The sequence below is a fragment of the Candidatus Hydrogenedentota bacterium genome (genome assembly GCA_019695095.1).
In the GTDB taxonomy this organism is placed as follows: domain Bacteria; phylum Hydrogenedentota; class Hydrogenedentia; order Hydrogenedentales; family SLHB01; genus JAIBAQ01.
The window spans coordinates 33694-53858 of the sequence record JAIBAQ010000006.1 but is presented as its reverse complement, the minus strand read 5'-3'; the positions used below and the strand labels follow the sequence as shown (position 1 = coordinate 53858).

The 20165-nt window shown below is 59.0% G+C and carries 14 protein-coding genes; 9 read left to right on the top strand and 5 right to left on the bottom strand.

Translation table 11 applies throughout. From position 1 onward, the window contains the following. The first annotated feature begins 20 nt into the window (after nt 1-20). Nucleotides 21-1028, top strand: a complete 1008-nt coding sequence (locus K1Y02_02140) for a uroporphyrinogen decarboxylase family protein (protein MBX7255134.1) — start codon at nt 21-23, stop codon at nt 1026-1028. A gap of 8 nt (nt 1029-1036) precedes the next feature. On the opposite strand, the gene K1Y02_02135 is transcribed toward K1Y02_02140, so the two are convergent. Further along, nucleotides 1037-2317 (bottom strand): ABC transporter substrate-binding protein, encoded by a 1281-nt coding sequence (locus K1Y02_02135; protein MBX7255133.1) that lies wholly within the window; start codon nt 2315-2317, stop codon nt 1037-1039. 206 nt (nt 2318-2523) lie between these two features. Continuing rightward, nucleotides 2524-5136 (bottom strand): glycoside hydrolase family 78 protein, encoded by a 2613-nt coding sequence (locus K1Y02_02130; protein ID MBX7255132.1) that lies wholly within the window; start codon nt 5134-5136, stop codon nt 2524-2526. 675 nt (nt 5137-5811) lie between these two features. Here K1Y02_02130 and K1Y02_02125 point away from each other — a divergent pair. The 8 genes from K1Y02_02125 to K1Y02_02090 all read left to right on the top strand — a co-directional run bounded on the left by K1Y02_02125 (nt 5812) and on the right by K1Y02_02090 (nt 17150). Beyond that, on the top strand, nt 5812-8196 hold the full coding sequence (locus K1Y02_02125) for a hypothetical protein (GenBank protein MBX7255131.1): 2385 nt from the start codon (nt 5812-5814) through the stop codon (nt 8194-8196). A gap of 40 nt (nt 8197-8236) precedes the next feature. Continuing rightward, a complete protein-coding gene (locus K1Y02_02120) occupies nt 8237-10897 on the top strand; it encodes a hypothetical protein (GenBank protein ID MBX7255130.1) in 2661 nt (886 codons plus the stop codon). A 99-nt stretch (nt 10898-10996) separates the two neighbouring features. Further along, nucleotides 10997-12136 (top strand): ABC transporter permease, encoded by a 1140-nt coding sequence (locus tag K1Y02_02115; GenBank protein MBX7255129.1) that lies wholly within the window; start codon nt 10997-10999, stop codon nt 12134-12136. A gap of 2 nt (nt 12137-12138) precedes the next feature. Next, nucleotides 12139-13299 (top strand): ABC transporter permease, encoded by a 1161-nt coding sequence (locus K1Y02_02110; GenBank protein ID MBX7255128.1) that lies wholly within the window; start codon nt 12139-12141, stop codon nt 13297-13299. Nucleotides 13300-13401: 102 nt separating this feature from the next. Continuing rightward, nucleotides 13402-14754, top strand: a complete 1353-nt coding sequence (locus tag K1Y02_02105; protein ID MBX7255127.1) for an efflux RND transporter periplasmic adaptor subunit — start codon at nt 13402-13404, stop codon at nt 14752-14754. A gap of 18 nt (nt 14755-14772) precedes the next feature. After that, nucleotides 14773-15462 carry an ABC transporter ATP-binding protein gene (locus tag K1Y02_02100; GenBank protein MBX7255126.1) on the top strand — a complete coding sequence of 230 codons (690 nt, stop codon included), beginning with the start codon at nt 14773-14775 and terminating at the stop codon, nt 15460-15462. A 24-nt stretch (nt 15463-15486) separates the two neighbouring features. Continuing rightward, the gene (locus K1Y02_02095) at nt 15487-15858 is read left to right on the top strand and encodes a hypothetical protein (protein MBX7255125.1); all 372 of its coding nucleotides are present in this window, start codon (nt 15487-15489) and stop codon (nt 15856-15858) included. A gap of 44 nt (nt 15859-15902) precedes the next feature. Then, nucleotides 15903-17150 (top strand): SGNH/GDSL hydrolase family protein, encoded by a 1248-nt coding sequence (locus K1Y02_02090; protein MBX7255124.1) that lies wholly within the window; start codon nt 15903-15905, stop codon nt 17148-17150. A gap of 6 nt (nt 17151-17156) precedes the next feature. Here K1Y02_02090 and K1Y02_02085 read toward each other — a convergent pair whose 3' ends face one another. The 3 genes from K1Y02_02085 to K1Y02_02075 form a co-directional block, all read right to left on the bottom strand. Next, the gene (locus K1Y02_02085) at nt 17157-18890 is read right to left on the bottom strand and encodes a DUF5060 domain-containing protein (GenBank protein ID MBX7255123.1); all 1734 of its coding nucleotides are present in this window, start codon (nt 18888-18890) and stop codon (nt 17157-17159) included. A 103-nt stretch (nt 18891-18993) separates the two neighbouring features. Next, complete coding sequence (locus K1Y02_02080) at nt 18994-19317, bottom strand: hypothetical protein (protein ID MBX7255122.1); 324 nt, start codon at nt 19315-19317, stop codon at nt 18994-18996. An 88-nt stretch (nt 19318-19405) separates the two neighbouring features. Further along, nucleotides 19406-19936 carry a sigma-70 family RNA polymerase sigma factor gene (locus K1Y02_02075; protein MBX7255121.1) on the bottom strand — a complete coding sequence of 177 codons (531 nt, stop codon included), beginning with the start codon at nt 19934-19936 and terminating at the stop codon, nt 19406-19408. Nucleotides 19937-20165 lie beyond the last annotated feature (229 nt).

Sequence of the window (20165 nt, the reverse complement as noted above, 5' to 3'; positions counted from 1 at the left end):
GAGCGAAGGGGGATTGAATCATGAACGGACGCGAACGTGTACTTGCGACGATAGCCGGGCAACCCACCGACAGTTTGCCGCTTATGCCGATTACGATGATGTTTGCCGCGAAACACGCCGGCGTCGCCTACGGGCGGTATGCGTCGTACTACCGCGTGCTCGCGGAAACGCAGATTCGAGTGGCAGAAGACTTCGATTTCGACTTCGTGTCGTGTATCTCCGACCCGGCCCGCGAAGCCGCCGATTGCGGCGCGGACATCCACTACTTCGAGGATCAACCCCCTGCCGTAAATGAGGCCAACGCCCTGCTGCACGACAAGACGGCGCTCGCGCGCCTTCAAATGCCGGACCCCCTCGGTGGCGGACGCATGCACGATCGCGTGATGGGCGCGGCGTTGCTGCGCGAGAAGGTAGGCAAGGACAAACTCGTCGAGGGGTGGATTGAAGGTCCGGTAGCCGAAGCGGCTGACTTGCGCGGCATCAATACACTCATGACGGACTTCTTTGAAGACCCCGCCTTCGTGAAGGATCTCTTCGAATTCGTGCTGGAAATGGAATTGCAGTTCGCGAAGGCGCAGGTCGATGCGGGCGTTGACATTATTGGCGTGGGCGATGCGGCAGCGTCGTTGATTGGTCCCGCCCTATATGAAGAATACGTTTGGTCGTACGAAAAAAGAATGGTGGACGCATTGCACGCCTTGGGGACAAAGGTGCGCCTTCACATTTGCGGAGACACCACGCCGATTCTGGAGGGCATGGGGCGCCTGGGCTGCGACATTGTCGACCTCGACTACTATCCGTCAATCGCGGCGGGGCGCGCCGCGATGGGTCCTAATCAAGTGTTGCTCGGCAACATCGACCCGGTCCGTGCGTTGCGAGACAGTACACCCGAAGCGATTCGCGCCGCCATCGCGAAATGCCACGAAGAAGCGGGCGCGCGGTATATCGTCAGCGCGGGCTGCGAAGTCCCCGCCGACACACCCCCGGAGAACGTGCACGCCTTGAGGAAATACGCGCGGGGCGAGTAAGCGATCCCCTAACCCTGCTTGGGGCGAATATCGGGGCGGTGGGAAACGCCAAATTCCTTCGTCATGCAATCGCTGCAGATTCCGTGGCTGAAAAGCACATGGGAATGTTCGGTAATGTACTCTTCCATCCCTTGCCACGCACCCTTGTCGTCTCGAATCTTCTTGCAGTAGGAGCAGACCGGAATGATGCCGCGCAGGATCTTGATATCATCGACGGCCGCTTGAAGCAGTTCCTTTTGCTTGCGAATAATCCGGTACAGATTGAACAGATAGATGGCAATTATGAGCACGACGACGGTAGCAATGATCGAAGCGATCAGCGCCGTGGTCATCCACTTCGGAATGATACTGGGAGACCGTTCGTACAGGAATCCTTGCAGCGAGGCGTTGGCCGGCATCATCCCATGACGCGCGTAAGTTTCGGCAATGCTGCGCCAGCGGCCGGGATTCACGTAACCGATTTCCACCAAATCCGGTTCTATCAGTCTTCTTGCTGCTTCAGCCTCGAATTGCAGGTGTTCGCGGCTGTGGCGCGTGCTGTATTTCGCCAGGATGAGTTCAATAATCTCATCGCTGTGATGAAGTGCGTAATCCCATCCTTTGAGAGAGGCGTCCAGAAACCTGCGCACCCGATCGGGATCCCGCTGAATCTGGTCTTCCGACGTGAAAAGTGTGTCGCCGTAGAAATCGATGCCCCCCGCGCGCGGATTGAACACCAGGTACTCTTTTCCCGCTTCCCTTAGTCGGAATGGCTCGTCCGTCGAGTAGGCCGACATGGCATCGACTTTCCCGGCAATCAGATCGGCGGCGTCGAAGGTGTTGGGCACGACGATCAATTTCGACAGCGAGATACCTTCCGATTCGAAATACGCGTAGAGTTCCGCTTCCTGTGGTTCGAGCATGATGCGCTTGCCGGAGAGTTCGTGCAGGTTCTCGATTCCGGAATCCCGGAGCACAAGAAGAATCAGCGGGGAGTGCTGAAAGATAGGCGCAAGGGCCACGACAGGCTTACCCTCGGCGCGCATCACAACCAGTTCGGATGAGGCCACACCAAATTGCGCTTCTCCGGACAACACGTTCTTTACAGAACCTTCGCTGGATTCGGCCTCGCGCAAGGTTACGTTCAAGCCTGCTTCGCGATAGAAACCCTTCTCGATGGCCGCGTAGAATCCCGCAAACTGAAACTGATGCTTCCACTTCAGTTGAAGGGTGACGTCATCGAGGTTATCGCCCGATGCCGTGGGTTGAGCCAGACTCTGCGCGACAAAAACGAGCACTTGCGCGAGCATGACAGAGACGCGCGAAAGATATAGCAACTCCCTATTGCGCGGGCGATGCACAGATCGGGCAGTATAGGCAAAACCCCTCAAGAACACCCTTCCTTTCACGTGGGCACGCTGGGTGTTATAGAACTGGCAACTCCGACTCCAGGACTGCCAGCCGCATTATAGTCCATTTTATGCGGGGAATCGCTACCTTTTAGCAGAGGTGTCAATTACCTCCGGAACGTGTGCTTGCCCGCGCCCACTTTGATCGTCTCGCTGTTGGGCAGCACGATTGTGGCACGGCTGTTCGCCGGCACGGTGATGTCGAATTCGATTTGATCGCCCTTTCTGGCCCAATTGCTGACGATCTGTCCGTACGGGGATCGTTGACTGCTCTTCACATAGTCAAGCCCGTCCACAACACCGGGATTGATAATGATGTTCTTGTAGCCGGGTTCGTTTTCGTCCCAGCGTATGCCGCCAAGCCCCTGAATAAACCACATGCCAATCGAGATGAGCGTGTTGTGAATGTGCGAATTGTCGCCGTCCCATTCTTCCCAGATCGTCGTGGCGCCGTTCTTGAGCATGAAGCCCCAACTGGGGTACGTGTCTTGTGACACCATGGAGTACACGAGATCGTTGCGGCCGTTTTGCATGAGATACTTCGTCATGTAATACGTGCCGTGCATACCGGAATTCAGATGCCCCTTGTGCGTGACGAGAATATCCTGCGCGAGGTTCGACAACACCTGAGCGCGCAGAGGTTCCGGCGTGATGTTGAACAGCAGCGGCATCGCGAGATAGGGCTGTTCCCTGTTGACATAGGTGGCCTCGCCCGGATTCAGGAACTGTTCGTGGATGCGCGCGGCCAGCGCCGTTGCCTTCTCGTTGTAGGCACGGGCATTGGCGTCATCATTCATCAGCGCGGCTACCTTGGATGCGATTTGCAGGCAGTGAACCAGATAGCAGTTGTTGAAGAAGAGTGTGGATCGCTCGTCCACGCGGCCTTCGCTGCCTTGCTTGCGGCCAGGCGGCACCCAGTCGCCCAGGAAGTTCCACTCCGGCATGCTGCAACCAATGCCAACATAAGGCTGCAGGATTCCGTCCTTGAACTTCGTGTCGATGAAGGCAAGCCACTTCTGCATGGTCGGATACGATTGCTCCAGGATACGGCGGTCGCCGTACTGAACATAGACCTGCCACGGCATCGTGACGCAGAAGCCGCTCCACACCGGGCCGCCGCCCGCGTCCTGCGCATGGGGCGCCGTGTAGGGCACATCGCCTGCTTCATTCTGCGAATCGCGCCAATCGGCCGCCCACTTGTTGTAGAACGGCGCCAGCGCGAAATTGGTCATCCCCATTTCCATGGACGTGCCCGAATCGCCGCCATACCCAAGCCGCTCGCGATGCGGACAGTCAACGGTGTAGCCGCCCAAGCTCAGGCAGCGGTACGTCCAAACCGTCGTGTCGTAGATGGTGTTGAGCAGTGGATTGGAGCATTCGAAATCCGCGGTCCTTTCGTAATCCGTGCTGATGGGCAGTCCGACGATATCCGTAAGCTTTGGCGCACTCGCGACGCCGTCAATGATTGCATACCGAAACGCGTGGTAATTGAAGCGGTTGCAGAATGTGCGGTTGCCTTCCGCGCGCCCGATGTAGGTGTCGCGCTGGCTATAGGTCTGGAATTTGCCGTCGGGAAACCGCTTGTCGGCAAACTGCATGTGGACTTCCTGTCCTTCTTTGAGGCCAGGGAACTTGATCTTGAACCAACCCGTGTAGTTCCGGCCCATGTCGACGAGATACCCCGTGCCGTGCGGCACGATAGACACCGGCTTAATCTTCCCAATGATTCGGTTGGGTTCGACGGGCTGCGCCGCAATCACCGGGGTCGTCGGCGCGAACACCGTAGCAGCACCCCACTGACTATCGTCTAGGCCCGTCTGATTCCAGTCATCCATCTCCAAACGCGCGTCGTAGCCTTCGCCGCCATAATGGTTGCTCTGAAGCGTGTCGATGGGCGTGATACAACTCTTGTGCACCTTCCACGACTCGTCTGTGACAACCCGGGCCGTCTCGCCGGAAGCGAACGCCAAGTCCAACTGCGCGCGCACCATGGGACCATCCGGTCCCACCTTATCCAGAATCAGTTTGGCCCAACCCCGGCCCAGCCACAGCCCCAGGCAGTTCTTCCCCGGCTTGAGCATGCGGGCAACGTCATACGTGAGGTATAGCCCGCGCTTTGAGTAGTCCGACGTTGCCGGACACAACACGTCATCGCTGACCTTCTTCCCGTTTACATAGAGTTCGAAGTAACCCAGGGCGCACACGCTGATTTCCGCGCGCGCAGGCTTCGACGGCAGGTCGAATGTCTTGCGCAGCCACGGCAGCGGTCCGCCATCGCGCATCCAATCGCAGCCAATCCACTTGGCCTCTTGCGCCCAATCCGGACCCATGGTCCAGCGCGCGGGCTTGCTCCAGGCCGATTCGCGGCCATCCTGATCCCAGATCTTCACTTTCCACCAGCAGACATCCCGGGCCTGCAACGGCTTCCCCGCATACGCGACCAACTGACTCTGGTCGCTGGCCACCTTGCCCGAATCCCACCTGTCGCCAGAGTCCGCGCGCAGTCTCTGGGGGTCGCTGGCAACCAGAACGCGATAGGCCGACTGCGCCGCGCCGGACGCCTTGCTGTCGATTACCCAGCTTAACCGCGGCTGTTTCGTGTCGAGCCCCAGCGGGTCTTGAAGGAATTCGCACCGAAGGTTCGTCACGCTGGCTGCATGCGCCGCCATGTTCAAGACCAACCCCATAACAACCGCCGCGAAAGATGCCGAACGGACCATGATGTACCCCCTTAAGTGAAGGGTCCATAGTACCAACTGCGCGCGAAGATTCTCTAGCAAACGCCGGGCACACCCGGCGTGCCGACAGGTGTGCCGGCGGAGACCTGGCGCTACAAAGTTCGCGACTGACGTTCAATGTACGGGCGCGGCGTGAGCCCAAACGCAAAAGACACTGCATGAGCCTCCTATGCGAAACGCGGCGCCGGTAGCGACGCGGTCGATGACCGCGGCGTGTTGCTTGCGCCCTGACAGGGCGCTCGTTGGGCGGGGCGGGTACCTGGGGTTTCGATTCGCGTCGTTGACGCGAATCTCACCCCAGGCTGGAGTATTTCGCGCTTGCAGCGCTCTGGAGTATCGGGTCAAATCGTTGGAGTTTATCGGTGGTTGAGTCACTTTGGTTGCGGCTATGCCGCGCCGGACTAAGGAGACAAAACCCCTTCGATGTAAGGAGACAAGAACCGCAGGGAATCCGTCGTTCTTATTTCCATTACGCATGCGCGCGCAGGTCCGCAACGGTTCGCCGATTGGCGAATAACACTGGAACAAGCTCCGGGGCCATGTCATCATGGATTTGTTCCGTGGGCGGCAACCAGACTCCAACAACGCGAGGATGACATCATGCGACCGTGCTTCAGCAAACGAGGGAAAAGGATCGCGCTGGGCTTGTGCGCGGCATTGGCACTGCTTGCGCCGGAAAGTCGCGCGCAGGCCGAGTCCTTGGCCGATTTGAGCAATGCGGTCATCGTGCTGCCGGACGGAGCAGCGCGCCCCGAGCAGAAAGCGGCGGAGATGCTCGTGGATGAAGTCGAAAAGCGCACAACGCTTCATTGGACGATACAGAACGCTTGGCCAGAAGGCTCGAAACCCGTAATCGCCGTGGGGACAAGCGCGTCGCTTGCCGGGTTGGCCGGGCCGATGAGTGCCGCTATCAAGGAGGCTGTGCCGCCCGGACCCGAGGGGTTCGTGCTTCGCGCCACGGGGAATGGCGTGATGGTGGTAGGCGCCGATCCGCGCGGAGCACTCTTCGGTGTTGGACGGCTCTTGCGCGAGCTGGATTTGTCGCGCGGCTCCGCAAAACTGGCGGCATCGCTCTCGATTGCCACCGCTCCCAAGACGGCATTGCGCGGACATCAATTCGGGTATCGCCCGAAAGTGAACACGTACGATGCGTGGACCGTTCCGATGTGGGAACAGTACATCCGCGACATGGCCGTGTTTGGCACCAATGCCATCGAAATGATGCCGCCCAAAAGCGACGACGACGATTACAGTCCGCACTTTTCGCTGCCGCAGATCGATATGATCGCGCGCACCTCGCAGATCGCCGGCGATTACGGCCTCGACGTGTGGCTCTGGTATCCCGCGATGGAGAAAGACTACTCGGATGCGGCAACCGTGAAACGCGCGTTGGCGGAGTGGGGGGAGGTATTCGAGAAGTTGCCGCGGCTCGACGCGGTCTTCGTTCCGGGCGGCGACCCCGGGCACACGCAGCCGAAGGTGCTGATGGAGCTGTTGGAGAAAGAAACGGAAGTGCTGCACCGGTCGCATCCGAAGGCGCAGATGTGGGTGTCGCCGCAAGGGTTCACCAAGGAATGGATGGACGAGTTCCTGGGCATTCTGCAGAAGGACAAACCCGCGTGGCTTACCGGAGTTGTTTTTGCGCCACAAAATCGCATGAGCTTCCCGGACTTTCGCGCTGCCGTTCCCGAACAGTATCCCATCCGGCATTATCCCGACATCACGCACACGTATTCGTGTCAATACGCCGTGCAGGACTGGGACACGGCATACAAGCTTACCCAGGACCGGGAGGTCATCAATCCGCGCCCTCAGGCGTATGCGGACATCTTCCGGTGGAGCAACCCATATACCTGCGGCTTCCTCACCTATTCGGAAGGCGTCAACGACGACTGCAACAAGATGCTTTGGAGCGCGTTGGGTTGGGATCCCGATGCGGCCGTATTCGATATCCTGCGGCAATATGGCCGCTACTTTGTCGGCGCGCAATTCGAAAACGATATAGCGCACGCACTGATGTCGTTGGAAAAGAACTGGCAAGGGCCGCTACTTTCCAACACCGGCGTGGATACTACCCTGCAACAAGTGCAGACGCTGGAACGCAACGTGCCGCCGCAGATCTTGCTGAACTGGCGGTTCCAACAAATTCTCTATCGCGCTTACTACGACGCGTATGTTCGCCGCCGTCTCATTAACGAAACGGCGCTGGAAGCGCAAGCCATGGACGTGCTGCGGCGCGCGGAGGCAATCGGATCGCAACTGGCGATGGACGAGGCCGCCCGCATTCTCGATCGCGCCGTGTTGGAACCCGTCGGCCAGGATTTACGCGGGCGCGTAAGCGACATGGCCGAAGCCCTCTATCAGAGCATCCACATGCAGCTCAGCGTGCCGAGATACAAGGCCATCGACGTCGGGCGGGGCGCGAATTTCGATCTGATTGACCGCCCGCTGAACAACCGGTTGTGGCTTGCGTCGCGGTTCGCCGCGGTACGGGCCTTGCCCACCGAGCGCGACCGGCTCGAAGCGCTGCGCTGCATTGCGGAGTGGACAGATCCGGGTCCGGGCGGTTTCTACGATGACCTGGGCGATCCGCTCAACCAGCCGCATCTCGTGCGCGCGATGACTACGGAGTTTGACCCTGAAAACCGCGCGAACCCGCTGCTGGGATACGAGGACGCCCCCGCGGACAGGCGCTATTCGTGGTTCAGCGATGCGGAGACGCGATTTGAAGCGCCACTCGTGATGCAGTACGACAACCTTGATCCAAATGCCGAGTACAAGGTCCGGGCCGTGTACGCGGGCGACAAGTTCGACACGCAGATGCGGCTGGTGGCCGATGAGGACATCGAGGTGCATCCATTCCTCGACAAGAAGCAGCCAATCGAGCCCGTGGAATTCGCTGTTCCGAAGGCCGCCACAGCCGACGGCAAACTCACATTAACGTGGACGCAAACGCCGGGCCGCGGCAGTTCCGGTCGGGGATGCCAAGTCGCGGAAGTGTGGCTGATCAAGACGGTTCCCGATTCCGATACGAAGCCATGAAGTGTGCAGTCCGAAGAGGGCATTGAGGGGGGAGATCACGATGAAGTGCGTGAACACGATCGCAGTGTTGACATTGGTGGCGATGGCGCCATGGTGTGCCCCGGCGGCTTCGGCGCAAGATGCGCCGTCACAGACGTTCTCGGGGCCATACTATTCCGGCGAGGGGGACGTCGAATACGTTCAACTCTTGGATATCGCGCGGCGCATGTTTACGGCCGATCCCGAGTTTCAAAACTTGACCATGTTGTACATGCCCTCCTGGAACGGTTTGGTGGAAGGGCCAACGTGGGGCGCATGGTGGATACAAAACAGCTACGGCACGACGTATTGCGCGTTGCCGTTCTTTGAGGAGCCGTTCGTCACCTTCCTGCAAAACTCGCACGACCTCTGGTTCAGCCAAATGGGCGACGGCCAGCGCAAGGGGTATAAAGACTGGGTCGCACCGGATGGTTGCCTGTGTGATGCCGCCTCCCCGGGGTGGATTGTCTACAAACAAGGCGACGGACGCACCGACATTCACGACTGGGGTATGGAATTCACGGCGGCGGGCGTCCTGATGCAGTCGGAACTGCTGCTCATCAGCCGGGACGCAAAGGCAATAGCTCATTACGTGCCGTTGCTTGAGCGCAGCGCGAACTTCATCGAGACGCGGCGCGACCCAAGCAACAACCTGTTTCTTGCCGGTCCGGCAGGCAACCTGCTTGCGCCAAGCTACGCGGGCTGGAAAAAGCCGGACGGCTCCTACGACAAGGCATACCTGACCGGTCTCTCCATCACGTACATCGCCGCGCTCGATCGGTTGATTGAAGTGGAAAAGCTCGCCGGTGCGGCAGACAAGGCGGCATTGTATGCGGAGCGGCGCGACCGGGCCAGGGAAGGACTGAAGCTGCTGACGACTGACGAGGGCTACTTCATTAAGTCGCTTGACCCCGACGGCACGAAGCACGGCGTGTATGGCGCGGCAAAGCACGGATACTTCGAGGCATCGCCGAATCATGACGCGATTGCGTTTCGTGTCGTGGACGACGCGCAGGCCGCGAAGATCTATGACAAGATTGCCTCGATACCCCTTCTGAGGCGGCATGACATCATCATCGCCAATGAACCCGGCTTGGACGATATGTACGAGGAGCCGACTTCGTGGCTGTGGCAGCACGGAACCTGGGTCAACGGCGGACACTGGTCGACGTGCGAGGCGCGGATGATCATGGGCTACTACCGGCTGGGCAAGTACGAAGACGCGCGCCGCTCGATGAAGCACATGATGACCTTCGCGCGCGATTTCCGCCTCGACAATCCGCTCGTGGATTTCGGTAACGCAGTCTATCAACCCAAGGAAATGACGAACCTCTGTTACGATTCGCTCGGGCCGATGGCAGCACTGATTCGCGGCCTGTTCGAATACGTCTACAAAGCCGATGCGTTGACCGTCTACCCGCACATCCCCTCCGGTATCACGCGGCTGGAACAGAAGTTCCCGATTCGGTTTGGCACGAAGCTGTTGTACTTCACAACGACAGGCCAGGGTCCGGTGACCGCGGTGAATGTGAACGGCAAGGCGTGGACGGCATTTGATGGGCAGGCGATTCGATTGGCCTACGATCAACTGCCGGATACGGCGTTCGTCGATGTCGCGCTTGGCGGCGCGGCCCTTGGCGCAGTGTCCAGCAAACCGCCTAAGCGGGCAGTCGCGCTGTTGGATCAGGATGCGTTGGCGCAGGCGCTGAAGATGTCGGGCACGAACACGCTGCCTCTCCGGATTGGCGCAGACAGCCAAGGCGGGAACAAGTTTGTGGGTAAGATTTGGCAGGTGCGAATCTATGAAGAAGCATTGACTGCGGAGCAACTTAAGACAGCGCGTAGGGAACCTCTTCCCCTCCCCGCCGATGCGCTGAAACCTATATGCGCGTGGACCTTTGAGTATGGCGAGAGCGGCCACTTCAAGAACTGGGTTGGGCAGAATTTCGCCCTGAAGATGGAGGGTTCTGTGAAGTCCGTTGGATACGCCATCGACCCCGAACCAGGCTTCGACTGGATTCGCGGATGCGCCAACTTCACCGGACATGGATGGCTGGAGACGCCCCACAACGCAAAACTCAGTCTGGCCAATCGTGGGTCGATATTCCTTGTGGTAACCGCAGATGAGGGTTTCCAGATGAGTGCACGGCTCGTCGACAAGATTCCTGTCGGGTCGGACAATGGATACCTGCTCGATATCGGGGCCGACCGTAAGCTGCGGTTGATCACGTGCAGCGGCACGTTGTCCACGGATGTCGCGATTCCCGCGGAGAAGATGACGACTGTTGCCGCGACATGGGATGCCGCGGGCGACCTGCGGATCTACATCGACGGGAAGTGCGTGGCTTCGAGGCCGTGCGAGCCACAACCGGGTGTGGCGTTGGTAAAACGGGTGACGTCGCTCGCGAAAACTCTCGAAGCTAAAGGCTTGGGCGAAACCTACGAGGGACGTCATGCGCAGCTTGCAGCGGATGCCGTGACGGCGATTGTGGACCGGCAACGGCTAATCGCCGACGGAAAGATTACTCCGATCGAAGACTCGCGCCGGGCCGCGGCGGATCAGCTCTATGTGGATACCGCGATGAAGATTTGCCAGGGCTTCGAGCGTGTTATGAATGCATACAAAGAAGCGAGCGAGCCGGAGAAGGCCAACGTGTACGGTTTGTGGACGCAGACGGAATAGTCCGTACTATCTGCCAATGAAGTGAGAATGGACGGGCGTTGCGGCGGCGTGGTAGCGTAACGCGTCTATTCGGTGTAATTCCGCATCAAGGACTTTCCCGTGACGTTACGGCGATTCATCTGGAAGAACGCACTGCGCAACAAGCGGCGTACCGGGCTGACGATGCTCAGCATCGGCTTCTCGCTCTTTCTGTTGATGGCGCTCCTCACGTTCATGGAGCAATTACTGAATCCCGTGAGCGACGCGGATAGTGCGTTGCGCCTGATTGTGGCCCCCGCGACGTCCATCGCCGACATCTTGCCGTTGGCATACCGAGACAAGATCAAGCGGGTGCCGGGCGTCGAACACGTCTCCACCCTGCAATGGTTCAATGGCATCTACAAGGACCCCAACTACCTGTTCGCGAATTTCGCCGTCGATCCCAAAGAGATCTTCAATATCTACACCGAACAGATCATCAGTCCCGAGGAGAAAGCGGCCTTTATCGGCGACCGCACCGCCTGCGTGGCGAGTACAAAACTGGCCGAACGGTACCAATGGAAGGTCGGCGATCGCATCGTGCTGCAAGGCACCATCTTTCCGGTGGACCTTGATCTACTGCTCGTCGGCACGTTCTACGATCCGTTGTCGCAGGAGTCTATGTACTTCCATTTCGACTACCTGAACGAGGCAATGGGTAATCCGGCTATTTCCGGAGCCTTCAGCGTAAAAGCGCGCGATATGGCGTCCGTGCCCGTCATCGAACAGACCATCGACGAGATGTTCCGCAATTCGCCCAACGAGACGAAGACGGAAACGGAAAAGGCATTTGTGCTTGGATTCGTTGCCATGCTCGGAAACATACAGACCATCATCGGTTCGGTTGCGAGCGTCGTTGTCTTCACGATGCTGCTCGTCGCGGTGAGTACCATGGCAATGACCGTGCGCGAGCGCATGCGCGAAGTCGCCATCCTCAAGACCATCGGGTTTTCACGGCAAACCATACTGATTCTCGTCGTTGGCGAAGCCATGTTCATCTCGCTCGTCGGGGTCGTGTTGGGCGTGGGGATGGGCGAGTCCCTGCGTCTGGTCGACCTTACCGGCATTACCCAGGGATTCATCACGCGATTCGAGCCAGCCCTGACGACCTATGCCGCCGTGATCGGCTCAGGCCTTGCCATCGGACTCCTCTCGGGGTTCCTTCCTGCCTGGCAAGCGGTGAACCTGACCATCACCCACGCGATGCGGCGGCTGGATTAGCCATGCTGGTGCCAATTCGATACAACTTGCGCTACCTGGTCGTCCGCTGGAAAAGCACCTGCCTGACCGCCGCGACCTTCGGCATGGTCGTGGCGACGTTCGTGATCACCATGTCGCTCGCGGAAGGCATCAACCGGGCCCTGACGAAAACGGGGCACCCCCTGAACGTCGTAATATTGCGTTCGGGCGCACAGTCGGAAGCGCAAAGTGAAATTCTCAAACAGCAGTACGAGATAGTCCGAAATGCGCCGGGCATTGCGCGCGACGCGAGGGGAGAACCCCTCGCGCCCCCGGAGGTCATCACGCTGGTCAATAAGCCGCGTCTCGACGGCAAGACATCCAACATCCTTATACGAGGCGTCGATCCGCAGGTGTACACGATGCGGCCCGCACTTAAGATAGTAGAAGGACGCGCATTGATGCCGGGCATGCGAGAAGTCATCGTGGCGCGGGCGGTGTCGCAACGCTTTCAAGGATTTGGATTGGGCGACCAGCCTCGGCTGGGGCGGGGTACATTCACGGTAGTCGGCCTGTTCGAGGCCGAAGGCACCGCCTACGAATCGGAGGTGTGGGGCGACGTGCGCGAAGTGATGCAAGAGTTCGATCGCGCGAACTACAGCAGCGTCGTGGCGCGGGCGATCGATCGCGACGCGATTGGCCGTATCCGCGAATATATGGATAGCGACCCTCGGCTTAAGCTCAAAGCCAAGGATGAAGTCGAATACTACGCGGAACAAACGAAGACCGCGAGGCCGGTACAAGCCTTCGCCTCGTTTCTGGCGATGACCATGGCGATTGGCGCGTGTTTCGCCGGGATGAATACGATGTACGCAAATGTGGCGAACCGCGTGCGAGAAATCGGCACGTTGCGTATTCTCGGATTCACCCCAACGGCCGTGCTCGCGAGCTTCCTCTTGGAGTCCGTATGTTTGGCGCTAATCGGCGGGGCACTGGGCTGCGTCATGGCGCTTCCTATCAATGGATTGGCCACGGGCACGACAAACTTCGATTCGTTCAGCGAAGTCCTGTTTTACTTTACGATCACTCCTTCGCTCATGATGAAAGGCATGCTGTTCGCGGCTATCATGGGCCTCGCAGGCGGCTTCCCTCCGGCGTGGTCGGCATCGAAGCAACCGGTGCTGGCCGCTTTGAGGCAAGTCTGATCGGCAACGGGAAATGCGAACTATCGAGGAAATTGTTTTGAAGGCTGCCGTTGAGGTAGAAACCTTGAACTGGAGCGTGACTCCAACAGGTACAAACGTGATATGACACAGCCGAATCTTGAAGACCAGTTGTCCCAATTGCGGATTGATAAAGGCCGGAAGTCGCCGGTGCGCCGTAGGGGCCGATTGCGCTGGATCGTCTTGCCAGTCCTGGCGGTACTGATTGCATATGGCGGATTTCGCCAGATGAACGCCGCTGTATCCGTGCAGACTGCGCGAGTGGAAAAGGAAACGGTGGTTCCTGGACAGGGACCGGCGCTGGTGACGGCGAGCGGCTACGTGGTGCCAAGACACAACGTTGAAGTCAGCTCGAAAATCATGGGGCGCATCGTGGAGATGAACATCCGCCGAGGCGATTACGTGAACGCAGGCGACGTTCTCATTCGTATCGAGGATGATGATTTCAAGGCGCGCGTGTTGTCGGCCGAATCGCAGGTGGCGACATTGCGCGCGCGGTTGGCGGAACTGCGCGCGGGATCGCGCCCGCAGGAGATTCAAGCGGCGAATGCGGCGGTCGCATCCGCTCAGGCATCGCTCAAGAGCGCGGACCTGGACCTTCAGCGACTTGAAGCCTTGGTAAAGCAGGGCGCCGTTTCCAAGCAAGAGCTGGACCGGGCTCGCGCCGCGCGCGATGTGGCGGCGGCGGATTTGGATTCGCGCCGCAGCACCGCCGAGCTGCTGAAGATAGGCACGCGCAAAGAACAGATCGAGGCGGCCGAGGCCCAGTTGCGCGAAGCCGAGGCGAATCTGGAATTGACGAAGACAGAGCTAGGCTATACGGTCATACACGCCCCCATCAGCGGCACGATTCTGGAAAAGCTCGCCGATGTGGGCGAGTTGGTCACGAATACCAACTTCGGCGGGACGCGCGGCGCCAAGAACTCCGTCGTCACCATGGCAGATATTAAGGACCTTCAGGTCGAAGTCGATCTCAACGAATCGGAGCTGCCAAAGGTGAAGCCGGGGCAGGCGGCAACGGTTCGTCTCGACATCAATCCCGAGAAGGCCTACGCGGGCGAAGTCGACGAGATTGCGCCTCAAGGCGATCGCCAAAAAGGCTCGATTCAAGTGAAGGTCCGCGTGAAGGACCCGGACGACCTGATACGTCCGGAATTGAACGCGCGGGTGACGTTCCTGGGCGACGCTGAACCTGAGGAATCCGCTGCGAAAGCCGGTGTGCGGCTATGGATTCCCAAGTCCGCGGTCGTGCAAAACGGTTCGGAGACGACCGTGTTCGTGATTGAGAACGGCATGGCACGCTCCAAACGCGTGACGCTCGGGTTGTCGGGCGAGAAGGGCGTTTCGGTTGCCGAAGGGCTTACGGGCGACGAGACGCTCATCGTGTCTCCGCCGAAAAACTTGAAAGAAGAGGCCCGTGTCGCGGCCGCCTCATGAGACGAGAACAATAACAGTATGCAGCCGTTAACGGGAGAGCCCATCGTTCACGTGCGGAACCTGTGCAAGGTTTTCGAGCACGGCGGCACAGACGTGATTGCGCTGGACCATGTAGACCTCGATGTCCACCAGGGAGAGTTCGTGTGCCTGATGGGCCCCTCCGGTTCGGGCAAGTCCACGCTGCTGTACATACTCGCGGGCATCGACCGCGCGACCAGCGGCACGTGCCGTGTGCTGGGTTACGACATCCAATCGCTTTCGGAAGATGAATTGTCGGCGTGGCGGAACATGCACATCGGCTTCATCTTTCAATCGTTCAACTTGATCCCCGTGCTGACCGCGTTCGAAAACGTCGAAATGCCGCTTCTCTTGACCAGTCTGACGAGACGCGAGCGCGAAGCCAACGTGCGCACCGCCCTCGGCATTGTCGGCCTTGGCGATCGCATGGACCACTACCCGCGCCAACTGTCGGGCGGACAAGAGCAGCGCGTGGCCATCGCGCGGGCACTAATCGCCGATCCCGACATGATCCTCGCGGATGAGCCGACCGGGGATCTCGACGCGCACTCCGCCGAGGACGTGATGACGATCCTCCGTAAGCTGAATCAGGACTTCGGCAAGACTATCATCATGGTGACGCACGACCCCAAAGCGTCCACGTACGCATCCATTACCCGGCATCTCGACAAGGGAACGATGCTTCCGTAGAAGCGCCTTAGGAGGGTATGCCGTATGTCGAACGAGGTGACTCCACAATCGGGCGCACAGCCGCCCCCGCTGGAACACACGCCGCGAAGCGTGGGGTGCTATTCGTGCCGAGCGTTCATCAATCCGGCGTATGCCTTCTGCCCCTATTGCGGCAAACGACAGCGAGTTGGCGAATCGTGGTACTACCATCCGGTCTCTATTCTGCTTCTTGCCTTCCTCGCGATAGGTCCCTTTGCGCTTCCATTGGTATGGAGATCGCAAAGGATGACTCCGCCCGTGAAGGCGGTCATGGCGATAATGATCGCAATCTACAGCGTGTTCTGCGTATATTCCGCTTACAAGATACTTGTCTGGGAACTCTCGTTCCTCAGCCAACTCAATGAGGTAACGTTCTGAGTTGCCGGTTCAATCACGGCTTTTCCAACAGGGGGGACATTTCCATGAGATTCGAGGTACGCGTTCTCGCCGCGCTCCTGGCGATGGTGGCGGCATCTCCGTTGGCACTGGGACAAACTACTCAACCGGCCGCGTTCCCGAAGATCGTGGACATGCTCAACCAAGGCGTCGAGCCTGTCCGCATTGTGTGCTTTGGTGACAGCGTGACCGGCGTCTACTACCACACGGGCGGGCGGCGGGCCTATGCGGACATGCTCGGGATCGCGCTGAAACGCCTGTATCCCTCCGCAAAGGTTGAGGTCATCAACGCGGGCGTCAGCGGCCATACAACCGTGGACGGGCTTGCCCGCATCGATAAGGATGTGCTGGCTCACAAGCCGCACCTCGTAACCGTCATGTTCGGCTTGAACGATATCACCCGGGTTGCCAAAGAAGACTACGCGAACAACCTCTCTACGATTATCGAAAAGTGCAGGGCCGTCGGTTCGGAAGTCTTGCTCTGCACGCCCAACGCCGTCTTCGATACGGAGTCGCGCCCAAGCTCGAAACTGGAGGACTACATCGCCGCGCTGCATGACGTCGCCAAGAAGCAGAATGCGCCGGTCGCGGAGTGCTACGCAGGATTTCAAAAGGTGCGCGAACAGGATGCAGGCGCCTTCGGTTTCCTCATGAGCGATGAAATCCATCCCAACATGGATGGACACAAGTACTTCGCGGAGATGATGGCCGAGACCATCACCGGCAAGCCGGTGTCATTGAGCGACGAGCCCTCGCCGTTTCCCGCAATCCCCAAGACATTGGCCCTGCTGAAGGAAGGCAAGCCCGTTCGCGTGTACGCAATGCCGCCCTATGATGCGCTCATCGCCGACGCGCTGCGGAGCAGCTTCCCGTCAGCGAGTCTAGTCGTAACGCCGTGGCAGACTGACGGAAAGACCGTGCCGCAACTGGAAGAAGACGCGAAGGCCATACGCGGGATAGGTGTGGACCTCGTCGTCGTTGCGATTCCCATCGAAGCAGACGCGGATACTCCGGACCAGTACGGGCGATCGTATCGTTGGGTGATGAACCACGCGCTAAGCTTCGGATATCAAGAGTGGGACGTTGTTGCCTTCGCGCCCTCGCTGGCAAAGCCTGAACTATCCCCGGAACAACAAGCCAAAGACGAAATCGCGCGCCGCCTGATTCGCGCACAGGATCTGGGAACGGTTGTGCGCGAAGGGGGCAATACGACTCCGGCAGCTCAACTGCTGGCGGATTGGGTCAAGACGCAAACGCTCGAACCTGGCAAGTAAGGAGCTTTACCGCCTCTTCGAGCGTATCACCGCGGCCCAGTCTTTGTCGCCGTCTGCGGGAGGAGTCCCGAGTTCTCGAGACTCCCCGCCCCGGATTACGCCGCCCTTTTGAAGTGCGCCGCCTTTTCGGGGATCGTACCAGAAGAGATCGTATTCACCCGGCGCGAGCTTGATGCGGCATTCGGCCGGCGTCGCCGCGTAGACGGCGTACACGTCGCCCGGTTTCGCAAGGCACCACGCGTTGCCGCCGTGGACTAACTCGTCGTGCGCTTCCATCTCCACGAAGGGAATGTCGCGTTGAAAAAAGGTCAAGGCAATCCGCGTGAGGTCCCACATCGCGTCGCGCGAACGCCAATCTTCGCACCCAACGTCCGGTTGAAAGAACCACTCGCAACCTGCGCCGCCCGCCATAAGATTTCCCCACAGCGCAAAACGCCGCACATCGTCGTGCGCGGGATCCTCTGAATCCGGCTTGACGCCGATATCGGGCGGACCGATTTCGTCAAGACACACCATCCACGGGTGCCCTGACCGCGCGGATTCGCTTACCCACTTTAATGTTTCGTCGTGGGTCGTTTTCATGTTGGCAATCTGAAGCGACGGCCCGTCGATGGCGGCGAAGCCCAGCAGTGGACGATAGATGTTCTCGTATTCGCTCGGATACGTGTGCACAACGATGGGATGATCGTAGGGATCGAGCGACCGAGTGTACTCGGCGAACGCCTTGCGTTGCTCATCGGTGTTTGTGTTCTCTTCGCCAAGGTTCCACACAAGCGCGGGATGATGCGCAAACCGCGCAACAAGTTCGCGGTAGTAGAGCCTGCGTTCCGGCCCGAGATCGCCGCCGTCCAGAAGCTGATCGTTTTCCTGTTCCTGCTGAACCACGTGCAGCATCAGCCCCAGACGATCCATGTGCGAGAATACGATCTCCCACTGGTCCAGTTTGCTGCAGTCGAAACGACTGCGGTCGGTTGCGCCGGCCCAGGGCCACACATCGTTGCCGTCCCCGCCCACGTTCATCGTCAGGAAGTAGACCGAATTGACACCCTTCGACGCGAGATAATTCAACGCGCCGATCAGGTTCTTGCCCTTGCCTCCTCGCCAAGTGGGATCGCCTTCTTTCCAATCGCCTGCGTGCGGATCGAACCGGTGCGTGGGCGTCGTCCCATCGAAATCGGCAAACGCCAAGACATTTTCCGGACTGTCGGCCCCGCCTTTAATGAAGTACTCTTTCGTCTCGACGAATTGCGGGTACCGCGATCCTAAATTGCATAACATCCCCTTAGCAAGGAATCCCGGTGCGTTCTTGTCGATCGGGCCTACCTCGAATGAACCAGTCGTGCCATCAAAATCGGCAGGTTGCCCCTTCTCGTCTTCGGATGCCACAGCTATTCCAGGGGCAGTTCTGAATTCGGCGACGTACTCCCACTTCCCTTGTTCGTCCGGAACGAAGATCGCCTTCCACACACTACCGCTTTCCGCGCCCGATTCCGCGGCATCGCCGTCCGCGGCAAAGAACCCGGGCACGGCAACGGTCCGGCCTTCATGCGAGAAGCGGACTGTCAACCGATAGTCCGCGAACGGATTCTGCGCTGCGGTTTCGGAGGTATCCGGTCCGTGAAATGTAAGCGTCACCGGCCGCCACTTCCGAAGCTCTCCCGAGAGTGACGTTGTTTGTGAATCCCCCCGGGGCGTCAACACGAAGATAAAGCAGACTAACGTCACAGCGGTCTTCTTCATGGATAGGGTCGCCTTTAGTCAGCTGTATTTCGGATTACGGCGCCCATTCTGGAGGATGTGCGTTTGCGATGCAACGCCGCGATGCTGTGCGTGGAAGTGCGGACTAGTTGCCGTTCGGAGCGGTCTTCGCAGTCGCGGCATGTTCGAGGCGTTCGATTCGCTCGAGCACGCTCAATACGTCCACGTGAACCTCTTTGATGTCGCGTTCGAGCTGGAATCGCGTGTTCCACGTCCAATAAAGCAGCTTGCTTCCGGTCATCCATCCGTCGCCAAAGAGAAACATCATGGCGCCAATTACCGTGACAGACGCGTTGCCTTCAACGAGACCGATGATGAGCGCAACCACGCCTAGCAGCAGCAGGGCGATGCCGATTGCCGTGCCAATCCACGTCCACGTAGCCGCTTTCTTTCTCTTTTCCTCGTACATGGCTTTTACCCTTTCCTTAACATCGGATGTACGGCTTTCCCAAGCGGGAGGCATTGTCATCAGCCTTTCGCGAATATGTCGATCGAATTCATCCATGGCCCTGTTCCAACATGGTTTTGAGGTCTTGCCTTGCCTTATACAGGCGCGACTTCACGGTGCCGAGTGGCACCTCGAGTATCGCGGCGAGTTCCTCGTAGTCGAAGCCTTCGAGATAATGGAGCGCCAGAAGACTGCCGCTCTGATCGGGCAGCGCGCCCAGCATGTCGCGCATATCGGTGTCTGCATAGGTTCTCTCACTCGCAACCCGCTCCATCTGTTCGCTTTCGAGTCTGCGCTGGCGTTGCCGCATGCGTATCCGGTCGGTGGCTTTGTGCCGCACAATTCGAAAAATCCACGGACGAAACCGCGAGGGGTCGTGCAAGTGCCGCAAGCCGCTCACCACGGCCAGCCAGGCTTCTTGCAGCACGTCCCAGGCTTCCGCATCATCTCGCGTCAACACCCGTGCAAATGCCCACAACCGCGATTGCCACGCATCCACAAGCTGTTCCATTGCGCCTGCATCGCCGTCCTGCGCCCGCAGAACCAGCAAATCGTTGGCTATGTGTTCCTGCTTGCTCATACTTCAGAAGATAAGTCGCGCGAGAGCCCAGTTTTGTTCATTGTATCCTTTGCAGTCGCACGCTTCCTCGTATTGCGCACCGCCGCCGGCCGCAAATCGAGTGCTTCGCGGGACATGCGACACGAATAACGACGGCGTTTTCTTTCAAACAGCGATCTTTGAAACCGTCATCGAGACGGATGCAGCTCAGCTAGCGGTCCTTGACGACGGATGAAGAAACACGTATTCT